This is a genomic window from Burkholderia sp. BCC0097, from assembly GCF_902832985.1.
Lineage (GTDB): Bacteria > Pseudomonadota > Gammaproteobacteria > Burkholderiales > Burkholderiaceae > Burkholderia > Burkholderia orbicola.
The window spans coordinates 158,516-183,416 of the sequence record NZ_CADFDM010000012.1 but is presented as its reverse complement, the minus strand read 5'-3'; the positions used below and the strand labels follow the sequence as shown (position 1 = coordinate 183,416).

Sequence of the window (24,901 nt, the reverse complement as noted above, 5' to 3'; positions counted from 1 at the left end):
GCGGAACACCGAGGTGTTCCGCCGTTTTTGCTGGTGCCTGCCGGCACGCGATCAGCGCTGCGCTTTCAGCAGGCGTGCGGCATCGAGCGCGAAGTACGTGAGCACACCATCAGCGCCTGCCCGCTTGAACGCGAGCAGCGATTCGAGCACGACCTTGTCGTGGTCGAGCCAGCCGTTCATCGCGGCCGCCTTCAGCATCGCGTATTCGCCGCTGACCTGATACACGTAGGTCGGGAAGCGGAACTCGTCCTTCACGCGGCGCACGATGTCGAGATACGGCATGCCAGGCTTGACCATCACCATGTCCGCGCCTTCGTCGATGTCGAGCCGCACTTCGCGCAGCGCTTCGTCGCTGTTCGCCGGATCCATCTGGTAGGTCATCTTGTTGCCCTTGCCCAGATTGGATGCCGAACCGACCGCATCGCGGAACGGGCCGTAGAACGCCGATGCGAATTTCGCCGAATAGGCCATGATCCGCGTATGGATATGGCCGTCGCTTTCCAGCATCTCGCGGATCGCGCCGATGCGGCCGTCCATCATGTCCGACGGCGCGACGATGTCGACGCCGGCTTCCGCCTGTGCACGCGCCTGCTCGACCAGGATCTCGATCGTGTCGTCGTTGATCACGTATGCATTTTCGTCGAGCACGCCGTCCTGGCCGTGGCTCGTGTACGGATCGAGCGCGACGTCGGTCAGCACGCCGAGTTCGGGGAAGTGCTTCTTCAACTCGCGCACCGCGCGCGGAATCAGGCCTTCCGGATTGGCTGCCTCGCGGCCGTCGGGCGTCTTCAGCGAAGGTTCGATGGCCGGGAACAGCGACAGCACGGGCACGCCGAGTTCGACGCACTGCTCGGCGACGTGCATCAGCAAATCGACCGACACGCGCTCGACGCCGGGCATCGACGGGATGGGCTGGCGCTCGTTGGTGCCTTCGACGACGAACACCGGGTAGATCAGGTCGTCGGTGGTCAGGCGGTTTTCGCGCATCAGGCGGCGGGAGAAGTCGTCGCGGCGCATCCGGCGCGGACGATGAAGCGGATGGAAGCTCATGGCGATTTGGCAGAAATCAGGGCAAGAAGACCTTACGGAACCCTTAGGTCATTTTCGAGATCGTTGGTATATGATAGCGATCGAGCGGCACGCGTTGCGTGCAGCTCCCCGCTTCTCCTCCCTGAGCGGGTGCCTGTCGTTTTTCGATTAGGCTGTTTGACCCGCCGTTCAACGGCGGGTTTTTTTATGAGCCGGCCGAATCCGCAGGTGCCGTCAGGTGCGCACAGCCGATCCCGGCCGCGCGTTGCCCGCTCATTGTGCTACAGGCTCGCTTTTTTCGTCGGCGACGGACGGCCGCAGCCAGCTCTCGATCAGTTCATGGGCCTCGTCGAGCCCCGTACGCTTCAGCGCCGAGAACAGCTGGACCGTCAGCTTGCCCTTCACGCCCTGGTCGCGATACGCGTCGAGCCCCTTCTGCGTGTTGCGCAGCGCATTGATGCTTTCCTGGCGCGTCAATTTGTCGCACTTCGTCAGCAGCGTGTGGATCGGCTTGCCGGTCGGCGCGAACCACTCGATCATGCGTCGATCGAGATCGGTCAGCGGACGGCGCGAATCCATCATCAGGATCAGGCCACAGAGCTGCGAGCGCGTCGCGAGATAGGACGACAGCAGCATTTCCCAGTGCGCCTTGGCGGCGCCGGGCACTTCCGCGTAGCCGTAGCCGGGCAGGTCGACGAGGTTCGCGACGGGCTCGGCGGCCGGGCCGACGGAGAAGTAGTTGATATGCTGCGTGCGGCCGGGCGTCTTCGACGCGAAGGCCAGCCGCTTCTGGTTGCACAGCACGTTGATCGCCGTCGACTTGCCGGCATTCGAGCGGCCCGCGAACGCGATTTCCGGCTGAACCGTCGGCGGCAGGTCGCGCAGATGGTTGACGGTCGTGTAGAAGCGGGCTTGATGGAGCAGAAAGGCCATGGGAACCGGAAGGACGGGCGGCGCGAGCCGCTTGGTGGAGGCGGGGTAGCCCCGATAGGCGCGGGGGCTTTCAGCACGATATTGTACAATACGGCGGTTTTACCGAAGGCCACCGGGCGCCTGCCTCGCGCTTTTATGTGGCTTCTGCGGTAGACTGAACGCCGTCGTTTTTTGCAGAACCTCAAATTCCCACAAGACGAAACAGGGTGTGCGAATGAATCGACTGTGCAAGTCTCTGATGGTGCTTCAGGTTGCAGCAGGGTTCGTAGGTTTCGTAGCGGAGGCAAATGCGGCAGATGCGGCCAAGCCGGATCTGGACCGCGGCAAGGCGATTGCCGGGCAGGTCTGCGCGTCGTGTCACGGCGCCGACGGCAACAGCGCGTCGGGCAGTTTCCCGAAGCTCGCCGGCCAGCATCCCGAATATCTGGTCAAGCAGTTGAACGACTTCAAGACGCAGCCGGGCGCGAAGGGGCCGGTGCGTAACAACGCGGTGATGGTCGGATTCGCGAGCGCGTTGAGCGCGGACGACATGCGTAACGTCGCCGCGTACTACGGGTCGCAGACGACGAAGCTCGGTACCGCTCGCGATGCGGCGACCGTGCCGGTCGGCCAGAAGATCTATCGCGGCGGCATCGCGGAGAAGGGCGTACCTGCCTGCGCGAGCTGCCACGGGCCGACGGGGCAGGGCATCCCGGTCCAGTATCCGCGTTTGTCGGGGCAATGGGCCGATTACACGGTCGCGCAGTTGACCGCGTTCCAGCAGGGTGCCGGCGCGCGCAACAACAACGAGGCGATGCATCAGATCGCGTCGCGGCTGTCGGATACCGAGATCAAGGCCGTCGCGGATTACATCGCGGGCCTACGTTGAGCGGTCAGCCGCGAACGGAATGACCGGGCGCCCGAAGGGCGGCCGGAGTCAGAACAAGAAAAGGGTGGGGCACCGCGTCGTCGCGGTTGCCTCGCCCTTCTTTTTTGTCGGCACGCGCCGGGCCGAGCCGGGATGGCGCGGCTTGCGGGCGATTGGGGGGCTGCGCCCCCGAAGCGAACATAGTGAGCGTGGGGGCTGTTTCCCCTTAGTCGGAGTTTGAATGAGCGTTACCACGTCGGGGTTGCAGTCGAAGTCGAGTCAGGGTGCGTCGAAACGCGCGGTCGAGCTGCTGAGCTCGATGCGTTTCGCGATCGCGCTGCTGGTGGTGCTGTCGATCGCGAGCATCATCGGCACGGTCCTGACCCAGGACGATCCGTATCCGAACTACGTGAACCAGTTCGGGCCGTTCTGGGCGGATATCTTCCGCTCGCTCAGCCTGTACACCGTGTACAGCGCGTGGTGGTTCATGCTGATCCTGATCTTCCTCGTCGTGTCGATCTCGCTGTGCGTGATCCGCAACGCGCCGAAGATGCTCGCCGATGCGAAGAGCTGGAAGGACAAGGTCCGCGAAGGCAGCCTGCGCGCATTCCACCACAAGGCCGAGTACACGGCATCCGGCACGCGCGCGAGCGTCGCGGCGACGCTCGCCACGTTCGTCACGAAGGCCGGCTACAAGCACGTCGTGCGTGAAACCGACGGCGCGACGCTGATCTCCGCGAAGCGTGGCGCGATGACCAAGTGGGGCTATATCTCCGCGCACCTCGCGATCGTCGTGATCTGTATCGGCGGCCTGCTCGACAGCAACCTGCCGATCAAATTCCAGATGTGGATATTCGGCAAGAGCCCGGTCAACACGAGCGCGACGATCAGCGAGATTTCGCCCGACCATCGCCTGTCCGCGTCGAACCCGACGTTCCGCGGCTATGCGTGGGTGCCGGAGGGCCAGTTCGTGTCGACCGCGATCCTGAACCAGCCGAGCGGCTCGCTGATCCAGGATCTGCCGTTCTCGATCCAGCTCGACAAGTTCATCGTCGATTACTACACGACGGGCATGCCGAAGCTGTTCGCGAGCGACATCGTCGTGATCGATCGCGAGACCGGCCGGAAGATCCCGGCGCGGGTCGAGGTCAACAAGCCGTTCACGTACAAAGGCGTGTCGATCTACCAGTCGAGCTTCCAGGACGGCGGCTCGCAGATGCAGATGACGGCCTATCCGATGACCGGCAGCCATGCGGCGACCGTCCCCGTGAAGGGCACGATCGGCAGTTCGGCGCCGCTGCAGGTTCCGGGCGCCGACGGTGACACGATCGAGTTCTCCGACTTCCGTGCGATCAACGTCGAGAACATGGCCGACGCGAAAGGCAAGCCGGACGTACGCGGCGTCGCGACGACGAGCTCGCTGAAGGAAGTATTCGACGAGCGGCTCGGCTCGGGCGCGAAGACGTCGAAGCCGACGCAGCTTCACAACATCGGCCCGTCGGTGCAGTACAAGATTCGCGGCAAGGATGGCCAGGCACGCGAATTCAACAACTACATGCTGCCCGTCGACATGAATGGCGAGCGCGTGTTCCTCGCCGGCGTGCGCGCGAGCCCGAACGATCCGTTCCGCTACATGCGGATCCCGGCCGACAGCCAGGATTCGATCGGCGAATGGATGCGCCTGCGCGCCGCGCTCGAGGACCCGGCGGTGCGTACCGAAGCCGCCGCGCGCTTCGCGCAGCGCTCGCTGCCGGGCGACGCGTCGCTGCGCGGCCGTCTGCAGGACAGCGCCTCGAAGGTACTGACCCTCTTTGCGGCGAGCGACGACAGCATCCGCCGCGGGGCGGACGGCCAGCCGGTCGGCGGCTTTCAGGCGGTGGCGACCTTCATCGACCGCTCGGTGCCGAAGGGCGAGCAGGAGAAGGCCGCGAGCCTGCTGCTGCGGATGCTCGAGGGCTCGATGTGGGAGGTCTGGCAGATCGCGCGCGAGCGTGCCGGCGAGCCGGCCGCGCAGCAGGGCACCGACACGATCCGCTTCGTGCAGAACGCGATCAACGCGCTATCCGACAGCTTCTTGTATGGATCGCCGGTCTATTTGCAGCTTGACTCCTTCAAGCAGGTGCAAGCTTCGGTATTTCAGTTGACGCGCGCACCCGGCAAGAATCTGGTGTATCTTGGCAGCCTGCTGCTGGTCGCCGGCATCTTCTCGATGTTCTACGTGCGCGAGCGGCGACTCTGGTTCTGGCTGAAGGACGCCGGTTCGGGCGTCGATGTGGTGATGGCAATGTCCACGGCCCGCAAGACCTTCGATTTCGAGAAAGAATTCGTGCAGACGCGCGACGCGGCCGGCGCCGCCTTGCGCGCCGCACCTCGCGACGCCGCGCCCGCCGGTGCGGCTTCGACGGCCCGCCCGCCTGCCGGCGGCGGTTCCGATTCCGAGAATTCCACCCGGTAACATCATGGATCTCACGCAAGTTTCCTCTTCCCGTACGGCGTCGGCTCCGGCGCCGGCATCGTCGCCGTTGTTCGACGAGCGGCCGTTCCTCGCGCGCCTGTCGCTGTTCGACTGGCTGTTCGCACTGGCGCTGGTGGCGGGCGCGGGCTATGCGCTCGTGCACTACAACGCGCACATGGATTATTACGACAAGGCGGTGATGATCGGCACCGTGCCGGCGCTCGTCGCGCTCGGCTGGCGCTGGAAGCCGGCGCGGCTGATGATGGCGTCGATCGCCGTGCTGTCGCTGCTGTCGATCCAGATCTACCAGGGCGATCTCGCCCGCGCCGATTCGGCGTTCTTCCTCAAGTATTTCCTGTCGAGCCAGTCGGCGATCCTGTGGATGAGCGCGTTGTTCGTGCTCGCGACGATCTTCTACTGGATCGGCCTGCTCGCGCGCTCCGAAACGGGCGCCGCGATCGGCCAGAAGCTCACGTGGGTTGCCGTATTGATGGGCTTCACGGGGCTGATGGTGCGCTGGTACGAGTCCTACCTGATCGGTGCGGACGTCGGGCATATCCCCGTGTCGAACCTCTATGAGGTGTTCGTCCTGTTCAGCCTGATCACCGCGCTGCTTTATCTGTATTACGAGGGTCACTACGGCACGCGTTCGCTCGGCGCGTTCGTGCTGCTGGTCATCAGCGCGGCGGTCGGCTTCCTGATGTGGTACTCGGTCGCGCGCGATGCCCAGCAGATCCAGCCGCTCGTGCCGGCGCTGCAAAGCTGGTGGATGAAGATCCACGTGCCGGCGAACTTCATCGGCTACGGCAGCTTCGCGCTGTCGGCGATGGTGTCGGTCGCGTACCTGATGAAGGAACGCGGGATGCTCGCCGATCGACTGCCGACGCTGGAAGTGCTCGACGACGTGATGTACAAGTCGATTGCGGTCGGTTTCGCGTTCTTCACGATCGCGACGATCCTCGGCGCGCTGTGGGCGGCCGAAGCGTGGGGCGGCTACTGGAGCTGGGACCCGAAGGAAACCTGGGCGCTGATCGTGTGGCTGAACTACGCGGCGTGGCTGCACATGCGGCTGATGAAGGGCCTGCGCGGTGCGGTGGCGGCATGGTGGGCACTCACCGGCCTGCTGGTCACGACGTTCGCGTTCCTCGGCGTCAACATGTTCCTGTCCGGGCTGCACAGCTACGGCAAGCTGTAAGATTTCCGCCGTTCGTCCGACTATCAGACCGCCGGTGCACTGCGTGCCCGGCGGTTTTGTTTTGTAACGGGCGGGCGAACCGGGCGTCGAACGGCGCGTGACGGGCCGGGTCGAACGCTGATGAAGCATGCGCGCCGCGCATGCGGGAGGAGCTGCACGATGTGGATCAAACGCCCTTTGCGTAACCTACTGACCGGCGCGGATATCGCGTCGAGCGAGATCACGCCGCGCGCGGTATTCGAGAACCGGCGGCGCGTGTTGCAGGCCGCCGGCCTCGCGGCCGCGGGCGGCCTGTTCGGCACCAGCGGGGCCGCGCTCGCCGCGTATGCGTCGCCCGACCCGCGGGCGGCGAAGCTCACGGCAAAAACCAATCCGAAATTCGTCGCCACCGACAAGGTGACGCCGTTCAAGGACATCACGTCCTACAACAACTTCTACGAATTCGGCACCGACAAGAGCGACCCGGCGCAGAATGCGGGCACGCTGCGGCCGCGCCCGTGGCGGGTGAGCGTCGAGGGCGAGGTGCAGCACCCGAAGGTGTTCGATCTCGACGAGTTGCTGAAGCTCGCGCCGCTCGAGGAGCGCGTGTACCGGCTACGCTGCGTCGAGGGCTGGTCGATGGTGATCCCGTGGATCGGCGTGCCGCTGTCCGAGTTGATCAAGCGCGTGCAGCCGACCGGCAACGCGAAATACGTGCAGTTCATCACGCTGGCCGATCCGTCGCAGATGCCGGGCCTGTCGACGCCCGTGCTCGACTGGCCGTACTCGGAAGGGCTGCGCATGGACGAGGCGATGAATCCGCTGACGCTGCTGACGATGGGCGTCTACGGGCAGGTGCTGCCGAACCAGAATGGCGCGCCGGTGCGGATCGTCGTGCCGTGGAAGTACGGCTTCAAGAGTGCGAAGTCGCTCGTGAAGATCCGCTTCGTCGACAAGCAGCCGAAGACGAGCTGGAACACGTATGCGGCGAACGAGTACGGTTTTTACTCGAACGTGAACCCGAACGTCGATCATCCGCGCTGGAGCCAGGCCACCGAGCGGCGCATCGGCGAGGACGGCTTCTTCACGCCGAAGCGCAAGACGCTGATGTTCAACGGCTACGGCGATCTGGTCGCGTCGATGTATCAGGGCATGGACCTGAAGAAGAATTTCTGAGCGTGACCGTGAGAAACGACATGCCTCCTTCGACGCTCACGCCTGCGCGCGCCGCCAGCACCGGGCCGGCCGCACGTGGGGCGCGCGCGGGTGGGAGCCGGCCCGCCGCGCCGCGCTGGCTCGCACCGGCCAAGGTGCTGGTGTTCGCGGCTGGCCTCTATCCGCTCGCGCGCCTCGTGCTGTTCGGGCTGACCGACCGGCTCGGTGCAAACCCGATCGAGTTCATCACGCGCTCGACGGGCCTGTGGACGCTCGTCCTGCTGTGCATCACGCTTGCCGTCACGCCGGTCAGGCGCATGACGGGTTTCGCACCGCTGTTGCGCTTTCGCCGGATGATCGGGCTGTTCGCGTTCTTTTACGCGACGCTGCATTTCACGACCTATCTGTGGTTCGACAAGTGGTTCGACGTCGTCGCGATCCTGAAGGACGTCGGCAAGCGCCCGTTCATCACGGTCGGCTTCGCGGCGTTCGTGCTGCTGATCCCGCTTGCCGCGACGTCGCCGCGCGCGATGGTGCGCAGGCTCGGTCGCCACTGGGCGACGCTGCACAGCGCGATCTATGCGATCGCGCTATTCGGCGTGCTGCACTTCTGGTGGATGCGCGCCGGCAAGCACAACCTCGCGCAGCCGAAGCTCTACGCCGCGATCGTCGCGGTGCTGCTCGGCTGGCGGCTGGTTGCGTCGGGATGGCGGCGCGTGCGCGCGTGACGGCGCGGCCTGGAAAGATATCCTGAAAAAACAAAAGGCGATGACCGGGAAGTCATCGCCTCGTTTCGCGCGCCGCGCGGGCGGCCTCGCGTCGTTACTTCGTGGCGGCCGGGCCCGATGCCGGAGCGGGCAGGGTCGAGGCGCTGCTCGACAGCTCGGGCGACAGCATGAGCGGCGAGCCGGACGTATCGGGCGTCTCGTCGGACGACGCGTTTTCGTCGGTCGGTTTCACATCCGACGGCGGCGTGTTCTGCGGCTGGATCGGCTTGGGCATCGGGGGCACGGTGGGCAGATAGAGCGCGCCGCTTTGACCGCAGCCGGCAAGAATCGCCAAAGCCGCTACAATCGCGCTCATCCGGAAAACGACTCGCATGATCGTCCCTGAACAATTTAACCGATAGAGTTTAGCATGTCCGATACTGAATACCTGGCCCGTGCCGAGGCCGTGCTGGCGGCCGTCGAGCGTACCGTGGACGTCGCGAACGACGGCGATCACGACATCGATCTGGAGCGCAACGGCAGCGTGCTGACGCTGACGTTCGAGAACGGTTCGAAGATCATCGTCAACCTGCAGCCGCCGATGAAGGAAGTGTGGATCGCCGCGAAGGCAGGCGGATTTCACTACCGTTTCATCGACGGCGAATGGCGCGATACGCGCACCGGTACCGAATTCTTCTCGGCACTCACCGAGTACGCGACCCAGCAGGCTGGCCTGCCGATCACGTTCAGCGCGTGACGGCCGGGGCGCTGCGCCTCGAACGCCGTGCCCATGAAAAAAGCGCCCCGCGGGGCGCTTTTTTCATGGCAGGGCCGCGCGTCAGTGGCCGCGGAACAGGTTCATGATGTCCTGCTTTTCCTGCTCGTCGACATGCGGCACGGCCTCGTCCACGTTTTGCGCGGCCGGCGCCTGCGGCACGCCGACCGTCGACACGAAGCCGTGCCCCGGCGTGAACTCGGTGAAGTACAGTTCGCCGCCGATCGATTCGACACCGTCCGGCACCGTCGGCTTGAACTCGGGCACGCCCTTCAGCGCCGCACCCATGTAGTCGATCCAGACCGGCAGCGACAGGCCGCCGCCGGTTTCGCGATCGCCGAGGCTGCGCGGATTGTCGTAGCCGATCCACGCGATCGCGGCGAGCGTGTGCTGGTAGCCGGCGAACCACGCGTCGTGCGAGTCGTTCGTCGTGCCGGTCTTGCCCGCGAGGTCGGTGCGTTTCAGCACGTTGGTGCGCGCGCCCGTGCCGCGCTGCGCAACGCTTTGCAGCAGGCTGTTCATCACATAGGCGTTGCGTGCGTCGATCGCGCGCGGCGCGTTCTGCTCGGCGACGAGCGGCTGCGCGCGCGCGACGATCGCGCCGTTCGGATCGGTGACCTCGGCGATCAGGTACGGATTGACGCGATAGCCGCCGTTCGCGAAGACCGAGTACGCGCCGGCCATCTGCAGCGGCGTGACCTGGCCCGCGCCGAGCGCCATCGGCAGGTAGGCCGGATGCCGATCGGCGTCGAAGCCGAAGCGCGTGATGTATTGCTGCGCGTATTTCGTGCCGATGTTGTTGAGAATCCGGATCGACACGAGGTTGCGCGAGCGCTGCAGCGCGGTGCGCATCGACATCGGGCCCTCGAAGCCGCCGCCGTAGTTCTTCGGCTCCCACGGCTGGCCGCCCGTTTCCGCGGCGCTGAAATACAGCGGGCCGTCGTTGATCACGGTCGCCGGCCCGAGACCCTTGTCGAGCGACGCCGAGTAGATGAACGGCTTGAACGACGAACCCGGTTGCCGCCACGCCTGCGTGACGTGGTTGAACTTGTTCTTGTTGTAGTCGAAGCCGCCGACGAGCGAGCGGATCGCCCCGTCCTGCGGGACGATCGACAGGAACGCGCCTTCGACCTGCGGCAACTGCGTGATCGACCATTTGCCGGCGTCGTTCTTCACGACGCGGACGATCGCCCCGGGACGGATGCGGCGGTTCGGCTGCGCGTTGGCCGACAGCGCGCCCGACGCGAAGCGCAGGTTGTCGCCCTCGATCGTCGCCGTGCTGCCGTCGATGAACGCCACCGTGATCTGGCGCGGGCTCGCGGCCGTCACGACCGCGGCGATCAGCTCGCCGTTGTCGGGATGCTCGAGCAGCGCGTCGTCGATCGCCTGTTCGCGATCGTCGGTGCCGGCGGGCAGCTCGATGAAGCCCTCCGGCCCGCGATAGCCGTGGCGGCGCTCGTAATCCATGATGCCCTTGCGCAGCGCGGTGTACGCGACCTGCTGGTCCGCGGAATCGATCGTCGTGACGACGTTGAAGCCGCGCGTGTAGGTTTCCTCGCGATACTGCGCGTACATCATCTGTCTGACCATTTCCGCGACGTACTCGGCGTGCACGCTGAAATCGCGGCCCGGCCCCTTGACGACGAGCGGCTGCGCGGCGGCTTCGTCGTACTGCTCGCGCGTGATGAAGTTCAGCTCGAGCATCCGCTGGAGGATGTATTCCTGGCGCACCTTCGCGCGCTTCGGGTTGACGACCGGGTTATACGCGGAGGGCGCCTTCGGCAGCCCCGCGAGCATCGCGGCTTCCGCGAGCGTGATGTCCTTCAGGTCCTTGCCGAAATAGACCCGCGCGGCGCTCGCGAAGCCGTACGCGCGCTGGCCGAGATAGATCTGATTCATGTAGACCTCGAGAATCTGATCCTTCGTCAGCGCGCGCTCGATCCGGTACGCGAGCAGCATCTCGTAGATCTTGCGCGTGTAGGTCTTCTCGCTCGACAGGAAGAAGTTGCGCGCCACCTGCATCGTGATCGTGCTCGCGCCCTGCGACGCGTGGCCGTTCGTCAGCGCGACGAAGCCGGCGCGGATGATGCCGGTGAGGTCCACGCCGCCGTGATCGTAGAAGCGCGCGTCCTCGATCGCGAGGATCGCCTTCTTCAGCGAGTCGGGCACGTCCTTGAAATGGACGACGTCGCGGCGCTCCTCGCCGAATTCGCCGATCAGCACGTGATCGGACGTATAGATGCGCAGCGGCACCTTCGGGCGGTAGTCGGTCAGCGCGTCGAGCGACGGCATGTTCGGCCAGGCCACGACGAGCGCGTAGCCGAGCACGAGGCCGCCGGCCACGACGAGGGCCACGCACATCGCGGCGAAGCCGAGCAGGACTTTTTGCCACCAGGGCCGCTTCTTCGGCTCCGGGGCGGGAGGCGGGGACGTAGGAGTCGTGGATTGCATAGGCATACCGGAAAACAGTCCCGCGATTATAGCTGCCCGGTAAGACCGGTCCTGACGCGGGGGCCGCCCGTCGGAAAGCCGCGGTCGGCGTGCCGTCAGCATAAGTCCGTGCACGGCCGCCGCGAGCAGATGCTGGCCGTTTGGCCGACTGTCGGCCGCACGCGCCGCTTTGCAGAATCAGGTCTCGGAAACGCGGCGTGGGCCGCGACGATCTCGGGAGGCTGGGATGGCAGGACGATGGGTGGCACGGTTTGCGCAGGGCAGGCACCGGTCGACGGGAATCGACGTCGGTGCGCACGAGGTGAGGGTGGCCGTGGTGAGCCGGCGCGGCAAGTGCGCGAACGTGCGCGTCGAGGGGCTCGAGCGGGAGCCGGTCGGGTTGGCGGGCGGGCCGGAAGACGCGCGTTGGGCAGCCGTCGCGCGGTCGCTGGCGGCCGCCGTGTCGCGGCTATCGGCGTCCGATGTGCAGTGCGACGTGCGCGGCGTGATGGCGCTGCACGATGACGAGATGCGCACCGCCACGCTCGATCTGGCCGGGCGCGGCGACATCCCGGACGCCGCGCGGCAAGCGGCCGAACGCATTTCGGGGCTGGCGCCGGATAGTCTGGCGTTCGACTGGCGGCATTACGGCGGCGTGCGGTCCGGCGAGATCGCGGTGGCGGTGGCGCCGCTGGCGCTGCTCGAGCGGCGGATCGACGTGGCCGCCCAGGCCGGTATCGACCTGACGGTGATCGACGGCGAGTCGGTTGCCGTGCTGCGCGCGCTGCGCTATGCCGCACAGTTCGAACTCGACGCGCAGGGTGCCTACGCCGTGCTCTGGTTCTGTGACGCGGGCGTGCGCGGCTGGCGCATCGAGGGCCGGTCGGCTGTCCCGGTGCTCACGCTGTCCGGCACGTTACCGGAAGCGCTTCCCGATGCGTTGCGCCGGCGCGTGCTCGGAGCCGTGGGTTGCGTATTCGTCGCCGGGGACGAGCGATGTATCGCCCGCTTCGACACGTCCGTCGCCGAGATTGGCGATGTGCTCGGCACCGCGGTGGTTCCGTTCGACTGCACGGGGTGGGACGGCCAGCCGTGCGTGCGCGCCGGCATGCCGGGCGGCCCGGCGTTTGCCGTCGCATTCGGGCTGGCGTTGCGCGGGGTGTGGGAGTGATGGCCGGTCACGTGGCGGCGAGCGGGGCCGCGGCGGTTGCGGCCGAGCAGGCGGTACTCGGCGACTTCAACCTGCTGCCGTACCGCGAGCGATTGGCGCAGGCGTTGCGGCGTCGGCGGGCCGCGCAATGCGGTGTCGCGATCCTGCTCGGCGTGCTTGGCGCCGGCCTGTGGACGGGCGCTGCCGGGTTGTCGCGGTGGCGGGTGGACGCCGAGCGGGCCAGCGTGGAGACGCGGCTGCGGCAGTTGCAGCCGCAGGTGGCGGCTGCGACACGCGCCGCCAATGCCGCTGCCGCCGTCGCGCAGCGCGACGCGCAGGCGACTGCGCTGGCCGCGCCCTACCGGCGCGTGGCAGGGTTGCTCGCGACCCTCACGCAGGTGCGTGCCGATCATATCCGGCTCGACGCGCTGCGCATGACGTCGACCGGCGCCGTGCTCGATGCACGTGCCGCGAGTTACCGGGCGGCTGCGCGGTGGCTCGCCGCGATGGCGCGCGAGCAGCGCGACTGGCGGATAGATATAGAGACGTTGAAGCCTGCCTCGGACGCGCCGGCTGCCCCGGCCGGGATGCCGTTCCGGTTCTCGGTGCAGTTGCGCTGGCACGACGCGATGTCGTCGCGGAAGGTGTCGGGAGGTGGAGCATGACCGTGCTCGTGCATCGGCCGGCGCTGCGCGGAGGTGTCGGGTCGGGCCGCCTGCCGCGCGTGTCGCCGGCGGTCGTGCATGCCACAGGGTGTGTGCTGGCATTCGCCGCCGTGCTGGCCGGCGGCATTCATCTGGCGAATGCCGCCGACTGGAGCGGGCTGGCCCATAGTCGCGCGTTGCTCGCCGCAGCGCAGGCGCGCGCGGCCGACGCGCAACGTGTGCTCGCTTCCGCGGGACGACGACGCGACGGACATCGTGCGTCGACGCGCGACGATCATTCGCCGCATGCGCCGGAATGGGCTGCACTGATGCTGGAACTGGCCGATCTCGCCGCGTCGAGCGGGCTGCGCGGGGTATCGATCGAGCCGCAGCGCGCCGATGGCGCGGAATCGGACGGCCGGCGCACCGTGCACATCGCCGCGGATGGCGGTTTTCGCGCGCTGCTGCGAATGGTGGGCGGGCTGGCGCGCTTCCCGGTGCTGGCGGTACCGACGGCGCTGCGTATCGAGCGTGGCATGGCGGCGGCGCGGGTGGACATGTCCGTCGACGTGTTTCCGGCGCTGCCGGCGACAACGGCTGCGGCGGACAACACGCCGGTTCGCGCGGCGGCGCTCGACGCCGATCCGTTCGGCGAGGCTGGCCCGGCCGAAGCGGCGGGGCACGCGGCGCGCCTTGCCGGCACGATTCGCGACGCGCGCGCCGGTCTCGCGTTGTTCGACGACGGCGATGGCGTGTTCACCGCCGTCGCGCCGGGCGATCTGCTCGGGGCCGCGCGCGTGGTGCGCGTCGAGCGCGCGGCCGTGATGCTTGCGACGGCGGACGGATCGCAGCGGCTCGTCCTGGACGACGGAGGCCGGCCATGACGAAACCCGGCTGCTGGGTATTTGCCCTCTGGGCCGGCGTGACGGCGGCCGACGCCAGCGCGTCGTTGCCGCCGCTGCCCGCGGTCTGGCCTGCCGGGTCGACCGCGGTGTCGGTGCCGGGCTTGCCGCCGCCGCTGCGCGTGGCCGACGGCGTGGACGGCGCGGTAGCGCAGGACGCCGGCCCGCCGCCATTCGATCGGGCGGCGCGCGCGGCACTGCAGACGGAATCCACCGCAGCGGCCCCCACGCTGGAGGGGCCGCCGATCCCGCTGGCGCCGCCGGCCCGGATGAGCGACGCTACGGCCCGGCAACCAGGCGATGCGGACGACGCGCGGCGGATCTCGCTGAATCTGCAGGGCGTCGGGCTCGCGGCTGCATTCGATGCGATCGCACGGTTCACGGGGCTCAATATCGTCGTCGGCGAGCAGGTGCGAGGCACGGTGACGTTACGTCTGAATAATGTCCGCTGGCGTGAGGCGTTCGACACACTGCTCGACACGCACGGGCTCGCGATGTCCCGGCGCGGCAACGTGATCTGGGTCACACCGGCAGCCGAGCTGGCCGCGCGCGAACGCGAGCGCTTCGAAATGCACGCGCGGGCAGCTGATCTGGAGCCGCTCGCGAGCCGTACGTTCGTGCTGCACTATCCCCGCGCGCAGGACGTGCAACGGCTGCTGGCCGGCGCGACCGGCCAGCGCCTGCTGTCGAAGCGCGGCGCTGCTGCGGCCGATCCCCGCACGAACCTGCTGTTCGTCACCGATCTCGCGCCGCGCATCACTCAGATCGCGGGCCTGATCGAGGCGATCGACCGACCGTCGCGGCAGGTCCGGATCGAGGCCCGCATCGTCGAAGGCGAGCAGGGTTTCTCGCGCAACCTTGGCGCCCGCGTCGCGCTGCGTGCGCAGGGGCGACCGCCGTCGGCCGAGGGCACGTCCTTCACGGCGGACGCGCGCAACGCGCTCGACCTTGTCGCGCGGCCGCTCAGCGGCTTCGACGCGGCGACCGCCGGCTTCACGCTGTTCGCCGCGCCACTCAGCCGCGTACTCGACATCGAGCTGAACGCGCTCGAGGCGCAGGGCCGGGGCCAGATCGTTTCGCGGCCGCGGGTGGTGACGGCCGATCGCGTCAAGGCCATCGTCGAACAGGGTTCCGAGCTGCCGTATCAGGCGAAGGTCGGCAACGGCATGAGCGGTGTGCAGTTTCGCCGCGCGACGCTCAAGCTCGAAGTCGAGCCGCAGATCACGCCGGACGGGCGCGTGGTGCTCGATCTCGACGTGACGAAGGACAGCGTCGGCGAGCCGACCGCGGCCGGTCCCGCCATCCATACGAAGCATGTGCAGACGCGCGTCGAGGTCGAGAATGGCGGGACGGTCGCGATCGGCGGCATCTATGAACAACTGAACCGGAACGATGTGACGCGGGTGCCGCTCTTGGGCAAAATACCGTTTCTGGGCGCGCTTTTCCGGCACCGCGCGCACCGCGACCAGCGCAACGAACTGGTCGTCTTCATCACGCCGACCGTCGTCGATGCGCGTTGCGGCGCACCTGGCACGGGCGACGCGGATGCCGAGAAAACGGGGCCGGAAGCCGTCGGCGCAGGCTCGACAAGGCAGCCGCTTTGCCAGTAAGCTGCGCCACACACCAGCAAGATTGAAGCAGAGGAAGCCGTTGCAAGCGCGGGACCCACATGCAAACGTATTTTTCGTCGGCCTTATGGGAGCGGGTAAGACCACCGTGGGCCGTGCGGTCGCGCGTCGTCTCGACAGGACGTTCTTCGACTCCGACCACGAAATCGAGGCCCGCACGGGCGCGCGCATTCCGGTGATCTTCGAGCTGGAGGGCGAGGCCGGGTTTCGCGATCGCGAAACGCAGGTGATCGCCGATCTCGCGCAGCGCGAGAACATCGTGCTCGCGACGGGCGGCGGCGCGGTGCTGCGCCCGGAAAATCGCGACAGCCTGAAAACCAACGGCATCGTCGTCTACCTGCGCGCCAATCCGCACGATCTGTGGCTGCGCACGCGCAAGGACAAGAATCGCCCGCTGTTGCAGACGGAAGATCCGAAGGGGCGTCTCGAAGCGCTGTACGAAGTGCGCGACCCGCTGTACCGCGAATGCGCGGATTTCGTCATCGAGACCGGCCGTCCGTCGGTCAACGGTCTCGTCAACATGGTGCTGATGCAACTCGAACTGGCCGGCGTCATCGCCAAGCCGCTACAAGCATGATTACTGTCAACGTCGATCTGGGCGACCGCGCCTATCCGATTCATATTGGCGCCGGCCTGATCGGCCGCACCGAACTGTTCGCGCCCCACATCAAGGGCTCGTCCGTCACGATCGTCACGAACACGACGGTCGATCCGCTCTACGGCGACGCGCTGCGCGCGGCGTTCGCGCCGCTCGGCAAGCGCGTGTCGACGGTCGTGCTGCCGGACGGCGAGGCGTACAAGAACTGGGAAACGCTGAACCTGATCTTCGACGGCCTGCTGACGGATCACGCCGATCGCAAGACGACGCTCGTCGCGCTCGGCGGCGGCGTGGTCGGCGACATGACGGGCTTTGCCGCCGCGTGCTACATGCGCGGCGTGCCGTTCATCCAGGTGCCGACGACGCTGCTGTCGCAGGTCGATTCGTCGGTCGGCGGCAAGACGGGCATCAACCACCCGCTCGGCAAGAACATGATCGGCGCGTTCTACCAGCCGCAGGCCGTGATCGCGGACATCGGCGCGCTGACGACATTGCCCGATCGCGAGCTGGCGGCGGGCGTGGCCGAAGTCATCAAGACGGGCGCGATCGCCGATGCCGGGTTCTTCGACTGGATCGAGGCGAACGTGGAAGCGCTGAACCGTCGCGAGCCGGCAGCGCTTGCGCACGCGGTGAAGCGTTCGTGCGAGATCAAGGCGAGCGTCGTCGCGGCCGACGAACGCGAAGGCGGCCTGCGCGCGATCCTGAACTTCGGCCATACGTTCGGCCATGCGATCGAGGCCGGGCTCGGCTACGGCGAATGGCTGCACGGCGAGGCGGTCGGCTGCGGGATGGTGATGGCGGGCGATCTGTCGGTGCGGCTCGGCCTCTTCGATGAAGCGTCGCGGCAGCGCCTCGACGCGGTGATCGCGGCCGCGCATCTGCCGACCCGCGGGCCCGCGCTCGGCGACGCGCGCTACATGGACCTGATGCGCGTCGACAAGAAGGCCGAGGCCGGCGCGATCAAGTTCATCCTGCTGAAGCGATTCGGCGATACGCTGATCACGCAGGCGCCGGACGAAGCGGTATTCGCTACACTGGCGCAGACGACGCGCTAACGGCGGCCCGGGTCCGCCGGCGCCCCTGACATGGAGGAGACGTGAGCGAGACATCCAGCAGCACACTGCCCGAAGCCAGCCGCGCATCCGCTGCGCCGGTGGCCGAGCCGCCGACGCTGGCGGCGCTGGAAGCCCATCTCGCTCCGTATGCCGCGCACGCGTCGCAGTCGCGCGGCCGCCGCCATCCTGAAACGCCACCGGCGGCGCGCACCGAATTCCAGCGCGATCGCGACCGCATCGTCCATTCGACCGCGTTTCGCCGGCTCGAATACAAGACGCAGGTCTTCGTCAATCACGAAGGCGACCTGTTCCGCACCCGCCTCACGCACAGCCTCGAAGTCGCGCAGATCGCGCGCTCGGTCGCACGCAACCTGCGCCTGAACGAGGATCTCGTCGAAGCGATCTCGCTCGCGCACGATCTCGGCCATACGCCGTTCGGCCATGCCGGGCAGGACGCGCTGAATGCGTGCATGCGCGAGCACGGCGGCTTCGAGCACAACCTGCAGAGCCTGGCGGTGGTCGACGAACTCGAGGAGCACTACGGCGCGTTCAACGGGCTGAACCTGTGTTTCGAGACGCGCGAAGGCATCCTGAAGCACTGCTCGCGCGAGAATGCGCGCAAGCTCGGCGCGCTCGGCGAGCGCTTCTTGCAGGGCCGCCAGCCGTCGCTCGAAGCGCAGCTCGCGAACATCGCCGACGAGATCGCCTACAACAACCACGACGTCGACGACGGCCTGCGCTCCGGCCTGATCACGATCGAGCAGCTCGCCGAAGTGGAGCTGTGGCAGCGTCACTACGAAGCGGCGCTCGCCGAATTCCCGCACCTCGAAGGCCGCCGGCTCGTGCACGAGACGGTGCGCCGCATCATCAACACGCTGATCGTCGACCTGATCGACGAGACGACGCGCAATCTCGCCCGCGTCGCGCCCGCGTCGCTCGACGACGTGCGCGCCGCGCCGCCGCTCGTGTCGCACAGTCCCGAGGTCGCCGCGCAGGCAGCGGCCCTCAAGCGCTTCCTCTTCAAGAACCTGTATCGCCACTACAAGGTGATGCGCATGGCGAGCAAGGCCCAACGCGTCGTCACCGGGTTGTTCGACGCGTTCATCGACGATCCGCGCCTGCTGCCGCCGCCGTACCAGTCCGACGACGCGGCGCAGCAGCCGCGTCTCGTCGCGCACTACATCGCCGGCATGACCGACCGCTTCGCGCTGAAGGAATATCAGCGCCTGTTCGTCATCAACGACAACTGACTGTCACAAACGATCACTAGACTTCGCCGGTTCAATGGCGACGGGAATGTTGCACACGCTGTTGGTAACGTTTTCATAGGAGAGGTCGATGAAGAAGAAGCCTGCGGGGACACTGGTTCGTTCGATCGCGCTCGGCGGCGCGCTGATGTTCGGGGTACAGCACGTGGCGCTCGCCGCGACGGAAATCCAGTTCTGGCATGCGATGGAGGCCGCGCTCGGCGAGCGGGTCAATGCGATCGCCGACCAGTTCAACGCGTCGCAAAGCGATTACAAGATCGTGCCGGTCTACAAGGGCACCTACGACCAGGCGCTCGCGGCCGGCATCGCGGCCTATCGCAGCGGCAACGCGCCGGCGATCCTGCAGGTCTATGAAGTCGGCACGGCGACGATGATGCAGGCGAAGAAGGCGGTCGTGCCGGTCTACGACGTGTTCAAGCAGGCCGGCGTGACGCTCGACGAAAAGGCGTTCGTGCCGACCATCGCGAGCTACTACAGCGACGCGAAGACGGGCCACCTCGTGTCGATGCCGTTCAACAGCTCGACGCCGGTGCTGTACTACAACAAGGACGCGTTCAAGAAGGCGGGCCTCGATCCGAACCAGCCGCCGAAGACGTGGGCCGACGTGAAGGCCGACGCCGAGAAGCTGCGCAAGTCCGGGATGGCCTGCGGCTTCACGACCGGCTGGCAAGGCTGGATCCAGCTCGAGAACTACAGCGCGTGGCACGGGCTGCCGTTCGCGAGCCGCAACAACGGCTTCGACGGTACCGACGCCGTGCTCGAATTCAACAAGCCGCAGCAGATCGAACACATCTCCTTCCTGCAGCAGATGGCGAAGGACGGCACGTTCACGTACGCGGGCCGCAAGGATGAAGCGTCGGCGAAGTTCTACAGCGGCGACTGCGGGATCCTCACGACGTCGTCGGGCGCGCTCGCGAACGTGCAGAAATTCGCGAAGTTCAGCTACGGCACCGGGATGATGCCGTACGACGCGAACGTGAAGGGCGCGCCGCAGAACGCGATCATCGGCGGCGCGAGCCTGTGGGTGCTGGCCGGCAAGGACTCGGCGACCTACAAGGGCGTCGCGAAATTCCTTTCTTACCTGGCTTCGCCCGCGGTCGCCGCGAAATGGCACCAGGACACCGGCTACCTGCCGGTCACGACCGCCGCGTACGACCTGACGCGCCAGCAGGGCTTCTACGCGAAGAACCCGAGCGCCGAAACCGCGATCAAGCAGATGCTGAACAAGCCGCCGCTGCCGTACACGAAGGGGCTGCGCCTGGGCAACATGCCGCAGATCCGCACGGTCGTCGACGAAGAGTTCGAACAGGTCTGGGCGCAGAAGAAGTCGCCGAAGGACGCGCTCGATTCGGCTGCCTCGCGCGGCGACGAGCTGCTGCGCCGCTTCGAGAAGTCGGGCGGCTGAGCACGCATCGCTTCGTGCCGCCGGCGGCGCCGCGCATGCGCGCGTGCCGTTCGGCGGCGCGGCTTCCCTTCCGTTTCGCCTGACCGGATATCCGCGATGCAATCCCGTTCCCGTTTCGGTACGAGCCCGGTGCCGTACCTGCTGATCGCGCCGCAGCTCGCGATCACCGCCGTGTTCTTCCTGTGGCCGGCCGGCGTCGCGCTGTGGCAGTCCACGCAGACGCAGGACGCGTTCGGCACGTCGAGCGAATTCGTCGGCCTCGCGAACTTCACGCACCTGTTCGCCGATCCGCTGTATCTCGATTCGTTGCGCACGACGCTCGTGTTCAGTTCGCTCGTCACGGTGAGCGGGCTCGTCGTGTCGCTGCTGCTCGCCGCATGCGCCGACCGCGTGATCCGCGGCGCGCGCGTGTACCGCACGCTGCTGATCTGGCCGTACGCGGTCGCGCCGACGATCGCGGCCGTGCTGTGGGCGTTCCTGTTCAACCCGAGCATCGGCCTGATCACGTATGCGCTCGCGAAGGGCGGCATCGTGTGGAACCACGCGCTGAACGGCGAGCAGGCGATGTTCCTCGTCGTGCTGGCATCGGTGTGGAAGCAGGTGAGCTACAATTTCCTGTTCTTCTACGCGGGGTTGCAGGCGATTCCGCGCTCGCTGATCGAGGCCGCGGCGATCGACGGTGCGGGGCCGGTGCGGCGCTTTTTCAACATCGTGCTGCCGCTGCTGTCGCCGACGAGTTTCTTCCTGCTGGTCGTGAACCTCGTCTACGCGTTCTTCGACACCTTCCCGGTGATCGATGCGGCCACTGGCGGCGGCCCGGCGCAGAGCACCAGGACGCTGATCTACAAGATCTTCGCGGAAGGCTTCCAGGGGCTCGACATCGGCAGCTCGGGCGCGCAGTCGGTCGTGCTGATGATCATCGTCGTGGGGCTCACGGTGATCCAGTTCCGCTTCGTCGAACGCCGGGTGCAATACGCATGATCGAAAATCGCAAGGGCTTCGACCTGTTCTGCCACGCGGTGCTGATCGCGGGCGTCGTGCTGATCGTGTTCCCTGTCTACGTCGCGTTCTGCGCGGCGACGATGAACGCGCAGGAAGTGTTGACGGTGCCGCTGTCGCTCGTGCCGAGCACGCACCTGTTCGAGAACGTCGCGTACATCTGGGGGCACGGCAGCGGCGGTACGACGGCGCCGTTCGGCCGTTTGCTCGTAAACAGCTTCGCGATGGCGTTCGGCATCGCGGTCGGCAAGATCGCGGTGTCGATCCTGTCCGCGTACGCGATCGTCTATTTCCGCTTCCCGTTTCGCAACACGGCGTTCTGGCTGATCTTCATCACGCTGATGCTGCCGGTGGAAGTGCGGATCTTCCCGACCGTGCAGGTCGTGTCGACGCTGCACCTGACGAACACCTACGCGGGGCTCTCGCTGCCGCTGATCGCGTCGGCCACCGCGACGTTCCTGTTCCGCCAGTTCTTCATGACGCTGCCCGACGAGCTGATGGATGCGGCGCGCATCGACGGCGCGGGGCCGCTGCGCTTCTTCTGGGACGTCGTGCTGCCGCTGTCGAAGACGAGCATCGCCGCGCTGTTCGTGATCACCTTCATCTACGGCTGGAACCAGTATCTGTGGCCGATCCTGATCACGACGGAAGCGTCGCTGTCGACGGCGGTGGTGGGTATCAAGACGATGATCGCGAGCGGCGACGCCGCGACCGAATGGCAATACGTGATGGCGGCGACGCTGCTGGCGATGATTCCGCCGCTCGTCGTCGTGCTGGCGATGCAGCGCTGGTTCGTGCGCGGCCTCGTCGATTCCGAAAAATGAACCACGGACGTAACCGGGAGAAGGACCAGGTATGGCTGCGCTGAGCTTGAAGGGCGTCAGGAAATCCTACGACGGCAAGCAGCACGTGCTGCACGGCATCGACGTGGAGATCGCGGACGGCGAATTCATCGTGCTGGTCGGCCCGTCGGGCTGCGGCAAGTCGACGTTGCTGCGGATGATCGCGGGGCTCGAATCCGTGACGGACGGCGAGATCGCGATCGGCGACCGGGTCGTCAACACGCTGGAGCCGAAGGACCGCGACATCGCGATGGTGTTCCAGAACTATGCGCTGTACCCGCACATGACGGTCGCGCAGAACATGGGCTACGGGCTGAAGATCCGCGGGATCGAGCGTGCGACGATCGATTCGCGGGTGGCCGCGGCCGCGAAGATCCTCGAGCTCGAGCCGCTGCTCGCGCGTCGGCCGCGCGAATTGTCGGGCGGCCAGCGGCAGCGCGTCGCGATGGGGCGCGCGATCGTGCGCGAACCGTCGGTGTTCCTGTTCGACGAGCCGTTGTCGAACCTCGACGCGAAGCTGCGCGTGCAGATGAGGCTCGAGATCCAGCGGCTGCATGCGAGGCTCGCGACGACGAGCGTGTACGTGACGCACGACCAGATCGAGGCGATGACGCTCGCGCAGCGGGTGATCGTGATGAATCGCGGCTACGCGGAGCAGATCGGCGCGCCGGTCGACGTGTACGAGAAGCCGGCGACGGTGTTCGTCGCGGGCTTCATCGGCTCGCCGGCGATGAACCTGATGCACGGCCGGCTGTCGGAAGACGGCGCGAGCTTCACGGTCGCGGGCGGCGGCCCCGCGCTGCCGGTGGCTGGCGCGCCGGGCATCGGCAGCGAGATCGCCACCGGGCGCGACTGGGTGCTCGGCGTGCGTCCCGAACATATGACGCCGCAGCCGGGCGTCGCGCAGGCGACGCTGCCGGTCGATTCGTGCGAGCTGCTCGGCGCGGACAATCTCGCGCACGGCCGCTGGGGCGATCACGACGTCGCGGTGCGCCTGCCGCACGCGGACCGCCCCGCGCGCGGCACGGCGCTGGCGGCCGCGCTGCCCGCGCACCGGCTGCATTTCTTCGATCCCGAAACCGGCAAGCGTGCCGGCTGAAACCGCTGCATTCGCCGAGAGACCGACGATGATCACCCGTACCGACTGGCCCTATCCGCGCGTCGTCGCCCATCGCGGCGGCGGCACGCTCGCGCCGGAGAACACGCTGGCCGCGCTCGACGAGGGCGCGCGGCGCGGCCACCGGATGGTCGAGTTCGACGCGAAGCTGTCGGCCGACGACGTGACGTTCCTGCTGCACGACGACACGGTCGACCGGACCTCGAACGGCCACGGAGCGGCGGCGGGCATGCGTTATGCGGCGCTGGCCGCGCTCGACGCGGGCGCGTGGCGCGATGCGCGCTTCGCGGGCGAACGGATGCCGACGCTCGAGGCGGCGGCGGCGCGTTGCATCGCGCACGGGCTGGCCGCGAACGTCGAGATCAAGCCGTGCCCGGGGCGCGAGCGCGAAACGGGGCAGCGCGTGGCGGCCGACGCGGCCGCGTACTGGCGCGATGCCGCCGTTGCGCCGCTGCTGTCGTCGTTCTCGTTCGAAGCATTGCAACAGGCGCGCGCGACCGTGCCGGCGCTGCCGCGCGGGATGCTCTACGAAGTCGTGCCGGACGACTGGCAGGCGCAGGTGATCGATGCGCTCGATTGCGTATCGTTGCATGCAGACCACACTCGGCTCGATGAATCGCTCGTGCGCGCGATCAAAACCGCCGGGCTGCGCATCCTGGTTTACACGGTGAACGACCTCGAACGGGCGCGCGAACTCGCGCGCTGGGGCGTCGATGCCGTCTGCACGGACCGCATCGACCTGATCGCGCCCGATGCGCTGGACGACATCGACGTCGTCTAGCCGCGACGGCCGTGACGGCGTCCGGTAAAAACCCTCACCCCGGACCGTGCCTGACGAAAAAACGACGCCCCGGCGCGCTGAGCGCCGGGGCGTTTTGCATCGTGGAGACGTTACGCCAGGAAAAATCCGCTACAAATTGCAGCAGGATTAACCATTCCCCAAATATTCGACTACGCTTAGAAGCGGTAGCCGAGGTTCAGGTACGTGACGATCGGGTTCAGCGAGATGTGGGCCTTCGACGTTTCCGTCAGCGTCCCGACCGGCGTCCGGCGGGCCGTCGTGAAGGTCGCGGTCACGCTGACCGGGATGTACGACAGCGACAGGCCTGCGAACCAGTGTTTCGTGAAGTTGTACGTGAAGCCGGCGTTGAGCACGGGCGCCCACTGGTTGCTGGTCGTCGCGCTGGTCGGGCCGCCGAGCACGCCGTTCTCGAACGCGCTGTTGGTGATCTTGGCGCCGGTGAACCAGACGTACGTCGCGCCGACGCCGACATACGGACGGAACTTCGCATTGGCGTCGTTGAAGTGGTAGCGAAGCAAGACGGCAGGGCTCCACTGGTATGCACGGCCGAGTACGCCGAATCTGTCGAACTGACCCTTGCCGGTGATGTCGAACTTCGGCGGGATCCCCATCACGAGCTCGGTGGAGATATGGTCGGTGACGAAGTAGCCTGCTGCGAGCCCCAGCGTATCGGCGTCGTTGATGCCGGCGCCGGTGTTGGGAATCGATTGGTTGATGGGCGTGCCGCCTACGCGGTAGACGAACAGCGGGTCACTGCTGTCCTGCGGCGAAAGGTGCAGCCAGCCGGTGCTGACGTAGAAATCACCTGCGGATTGTGCTTGTGCCGTACCGCCCGCGAACGTGAATGCGAGCGCTACGGCCCCCGTAATGGCCAGTTTTCGTTTCATTGTGTCTCCTCCGATCTAAAGGCGTGCTCATTATGACGACTGCGTTTAAAACCAAACAAGCTCGTAAGTTAGAGTTTTCTCCCTAGGATTCGCACGACC

23 protein-coding genes are annotated in these 24,901 nt (G+C 66.9%); 18 read left to right on the top strand and 5 right to left on the bottom strand.

Going from position 1 to position 24,901, the window contains the following annotated elements; all coding sequences use genetic code 11:
- Positions 1-51: 51 nt before the first annotated feature.
- Both hemB and yihA read right to left on the bottom strand, forming a co-directional pair.
- Complete coding sequence (hemB, locus tag HWX07_RS32765; protein ID WP_175879165.1) at positions 52-1,050, bottom strand: porphobilinogen synthase; 999 nt, start codon at positions 1,048-1,050, stop codon at positions 52-54.
- A gap of 252 nt (positions 1,051-1,302) precedes the next feature.
- A complete protein-coding gene (gene yihA, locus HWX07_RS32760; RefSeq protein WP_006477171.1) occupies positions 1,303-1,962 on the bottom strand; it encodes a ribosome biogenesis GTP-binding protein YihA/YsxC in 660 nt (219 codons plus the stop codon).
- A gap of 214 nt (positions 1,963-2,176) precedes the next feature.
- Here yihA and HWX07_RS32755 point away from each other — a divergent pair, with 214 nt between their 5' ends.
- From HWX07_RS32755 to msrQ, 5 genes are all read left to right on the top strand, one after another.
- Positions 2,177-2,830: a c-type cytochrome gene (locus tag HWX07_RS32755; RefSeq protein WP_011546640.1), complete on the top strand. Its 654-nt coding sequence runs from the start codon at positions 2,177-2,179 to the stop codon at positions 2,828-2,830.
- A gap of 220 nt (positions 2,831-3,050) precedes the next feature.
- On the top strand, positions 3,051-5,264 hold the full coding sequence (locus HWX07_RS32750) for a cytochrome c biogenesis protein ResB (protein ID WP_175879164.1): 2,214 nt from the start codon (positions 3,051-3,053) through the stop codon (positions 5,262-5,264).
- 4 nt (positions 5,265-5,268) lie between these two features.
- Complete coding sequence (gene ccsB / locus HWX07_RS32745; protein WP_175879163.1) at positions 5,269-6,459, top strand: c-type cytochrome biogenesis protein CcsB; 1,191 nt, start codon at positions 5,269-5,271, stop codon at positions 6,457-6,459.
- Between the two features lie 159 nt (positions 6,460-6,618).
- A complete protein-coding gene (msrP, locus tag HWX07_RS32740; RefSeq protein ID WP_175879162.1) occupies positions 6,619-7,614 on the top strand; it encodes a protein-methionine-sulfoxide reductase catalytic subunit MsrP in 996 nt (331 codons plus the stop codon).
- A gap of 20 nt (positions 7,615-7,634) precedes the next feature.
- Entirely contained in the window at positions 7,635-8,321 is a 687-nt protein-coding gene (gene msrQ / locus HWX07_RS32735) for a protein-methionine-sulfoxide reductase heme-binding subunit MsrQ (RefSeq protein WP_175879161.1), read from the top strand.
- Positions 8,322-8,415: 94 nt separating this feature from the next.
- On the opposite strand, the gene HWX07_RS32730 is transcribed toward msrQ, so the two are convergent.
- On the bottom strand, positions 8,416-8,694 hold the full coding sequence (locus HWX07_RS32730; protein ID WP_011546635.1) for a lipoprotein: 279 nt from the start codon (positions 8,692-8,694) through the stop codon (positions 8,416-8,418).
- Between the two features lie 36 nt (positions 8,695-8,730).
- Here HWX07_RS32730 and cyaY point away from each other — a divergent pair, with 36 nt between their 5' ends.
- Entirely contained in the window at positions 8,731-9,057 is a 327-nt protein-coding gene (cyaY, locus tag HWX07_RS32725; protein ID WP_011546634.1) for an iron donor protein CyaY, read from the top strand.
- Between the two features lie 81 nt (positions 9,058-9,138).
- Here the strand turns inward: cyaY and HWX07_RS32720 are convergent, their stop codons facing one another.
- Positions 9,139-11,532, bottom strand: coding sequence for a penicillin-binding protein 1A (locus HWX07_RS32720; protein WP_175879160.1), 2,394 nt, complete (start codon positions 11,530-11,532; stop codon positions 9,139-9,141).
- Between the two features lie 220 nt (positions 11,533-11,752).
- On the opposite strand from HWX07_RS32720, the gene HWX07_RS32715 reads away from it, so the two are divergent.
- The 12 genes from HWX07_RS32715 (at position 11,753) to ugpQ (ending at position 23,894) form a co-directional block, all read left to right on the top strand.
- The gene (locus HWX07_RS32715; protein ID WP_012327758.1) at positions 11,753-12,676 is read left to right on the top strand and encodes a competence protein ComA; all 924 of its coding nucleotides are present in this window, start codon (positions 11,753-11,755) and stop codon (positions 12,674-12,676) included.
- On the top strand, positions 12,676-13,320 hold the full coding sequence (locus HWX07_RS32710) for a fimbrial protein (RefSeq protein ID WP_175879157.1): 645 nt from the start codon (positions 12,676-12,678) through the stop codon (positions 13,318-13,320). The genes HWX07_RS32715 and HWX07_RS32710 overlap by 1 nt, the downstream gene beginning before the upstream one ends.
- Positions 13,317-14,183 (top strand): pilus assembly protein, encoded by an 867-nt coding sequence (locus HWX07_RS32705; RefSeq protein ID WP_175879155.1) that lies wholly within the window; start codon positions 13,317-13,319, stop codon positions 14,181-14,183. Before HWX07_RS32710 ends, HWX07_RS32705 begins: the two co-directional genes overlap by 4 nt.
- Positions 14,180-15,811, top strand: coding sequence for a type IV pilus secretin PilQ (gene pilQ, locus HWX07_RS32700; RefSeq protein WP_175879153.1), 1,632 nt, complete (start codon positions 14,180-14,182; stop codon positions 15,809-15,811). The genes HWX07_RS32705 and pilQ overlap by 4 nt, the downstream gene beginning before the upstream one ends.
- Positions 15,812-15,851: 40 nt before the next feature.
- Positions 15,852-16,406 (top strand): shikimate kinase, encoded by a 555-nt coding sequence (locus HWX07_RS32695; RefSeq protein WP_027783320.1) that lies wholly within the window; start codon positions 15,852-15,854, stop codon positions 16,404-16,406.
- The gene (aroB, locus tag HWX07_RS32690; RefSeq protein ID WP_175879152.1) at positions 16,403-17,482 is read left to right on the top strand and encodes a 3-dehydroquinate synthase; all 1,080 of its coding nucleotides are present in this window, start codon (positions 16,403-16,405) and stop codon (positions 17,480-17,482) included. The genes HWX07_RS32695 and aroB overlap by 4 nt, the downstream gene beginning before the upstream one ends.
- A 65-nt stretch (positions 17,483-17,547) precedes the next feature.
- Positions 17,548-18,732 carry a deoxyguanosinetriphosphate triphosphohydrolase gene (locus HWX07_RS32685; RefSeq protein WP_229278552.1) on the top strand — a complete coding sequence of 395 codons (1,185 nt, stop codon included), beginning with the start codon at positions 17,548-17,550 and terminating at the stop codon, positions 18,730-18,732.
- 88 nt (positions 18,733-18,820) lie between these two features.
- Positions 18,821-20,155, top strand: coding sequence for a sn-glycerol-3-phosphate ABC transporter substrate-binding protein UgpB (gene ugpB / locus HWX07_RS32680; protein WP_175879150.1), 1,335 nt, complete (start codon positions 18,821-18,823; stop codon positions 20,153-20,155).
- A 96-nt stretch (positions 20,156-20,251) separates the two neighbouring features.
- Complete coding sequence (gene ugpA, locus HWX07_RS32675) at positions 20,252-21,136, top strand: sn-glycerol-3-phosphate ABC transporter permease UgpA (protein WP_126359344.1); 885 nt, start codon at positions 20,252-20,254, stop codon at positions 21,134-21,136.
- On the top strand, positions 21,133-21,978 hold the full coding sequence (gene ugpE, locus HWX07_RS32670) for a sn-glycerol-3-phosphate ABC transporter permease UgpE (protein ID WP_012327766.1): 846 nt from the start codon (positions 21,133-21,135) through the stop codon (positions 21,976-21,978). The genes ugpA and ugpE overlap by 4 nt, the downstream gene beginning before the upstream one ends.
- Positions 21,979-22,009: 31 nt before the next feature.
- On the top strand, positions 22,010-23,095 hold the full coding sequence (locus HWX07_RS32665; RefSeq protein ID WP_175808463.1) for a sn-glycerol-3-phosphate import ATP-binding protein UgpC: 1,086 nt from the start codon (positions 22,010-22,012) through the stop codon (positions 23,093-23,095).
- A 28-nt stretch (positions 23,096-23,123) separates the two neighbouring features.
- Entirely contained in the window at positions 23,124-23,894 is a 771-nt protein-coding gene (gene ugpQ, locus HWX07_RS32660; RefSeq protein WP_175879149.1) for a glycerophosphodiester phosphodiesterase, read from the top strand.
- 176 nt (positions 23,895-24,070) lie between these two features.
- Here ugpQ and HWX07_RS32655 read toward each other — a convergent pair whose 3' ends face one another.
- Entirely contained in the window at positions 24,071-24,802 is a 732-nt protein-coding gene (locus HWX07_RS32655) for an OmpW family outer membrane protein (protein WP_175879147.1), read from the bottom strand.
- Positions 24,803-24,901: the final 99 nt, after the last annotated feature.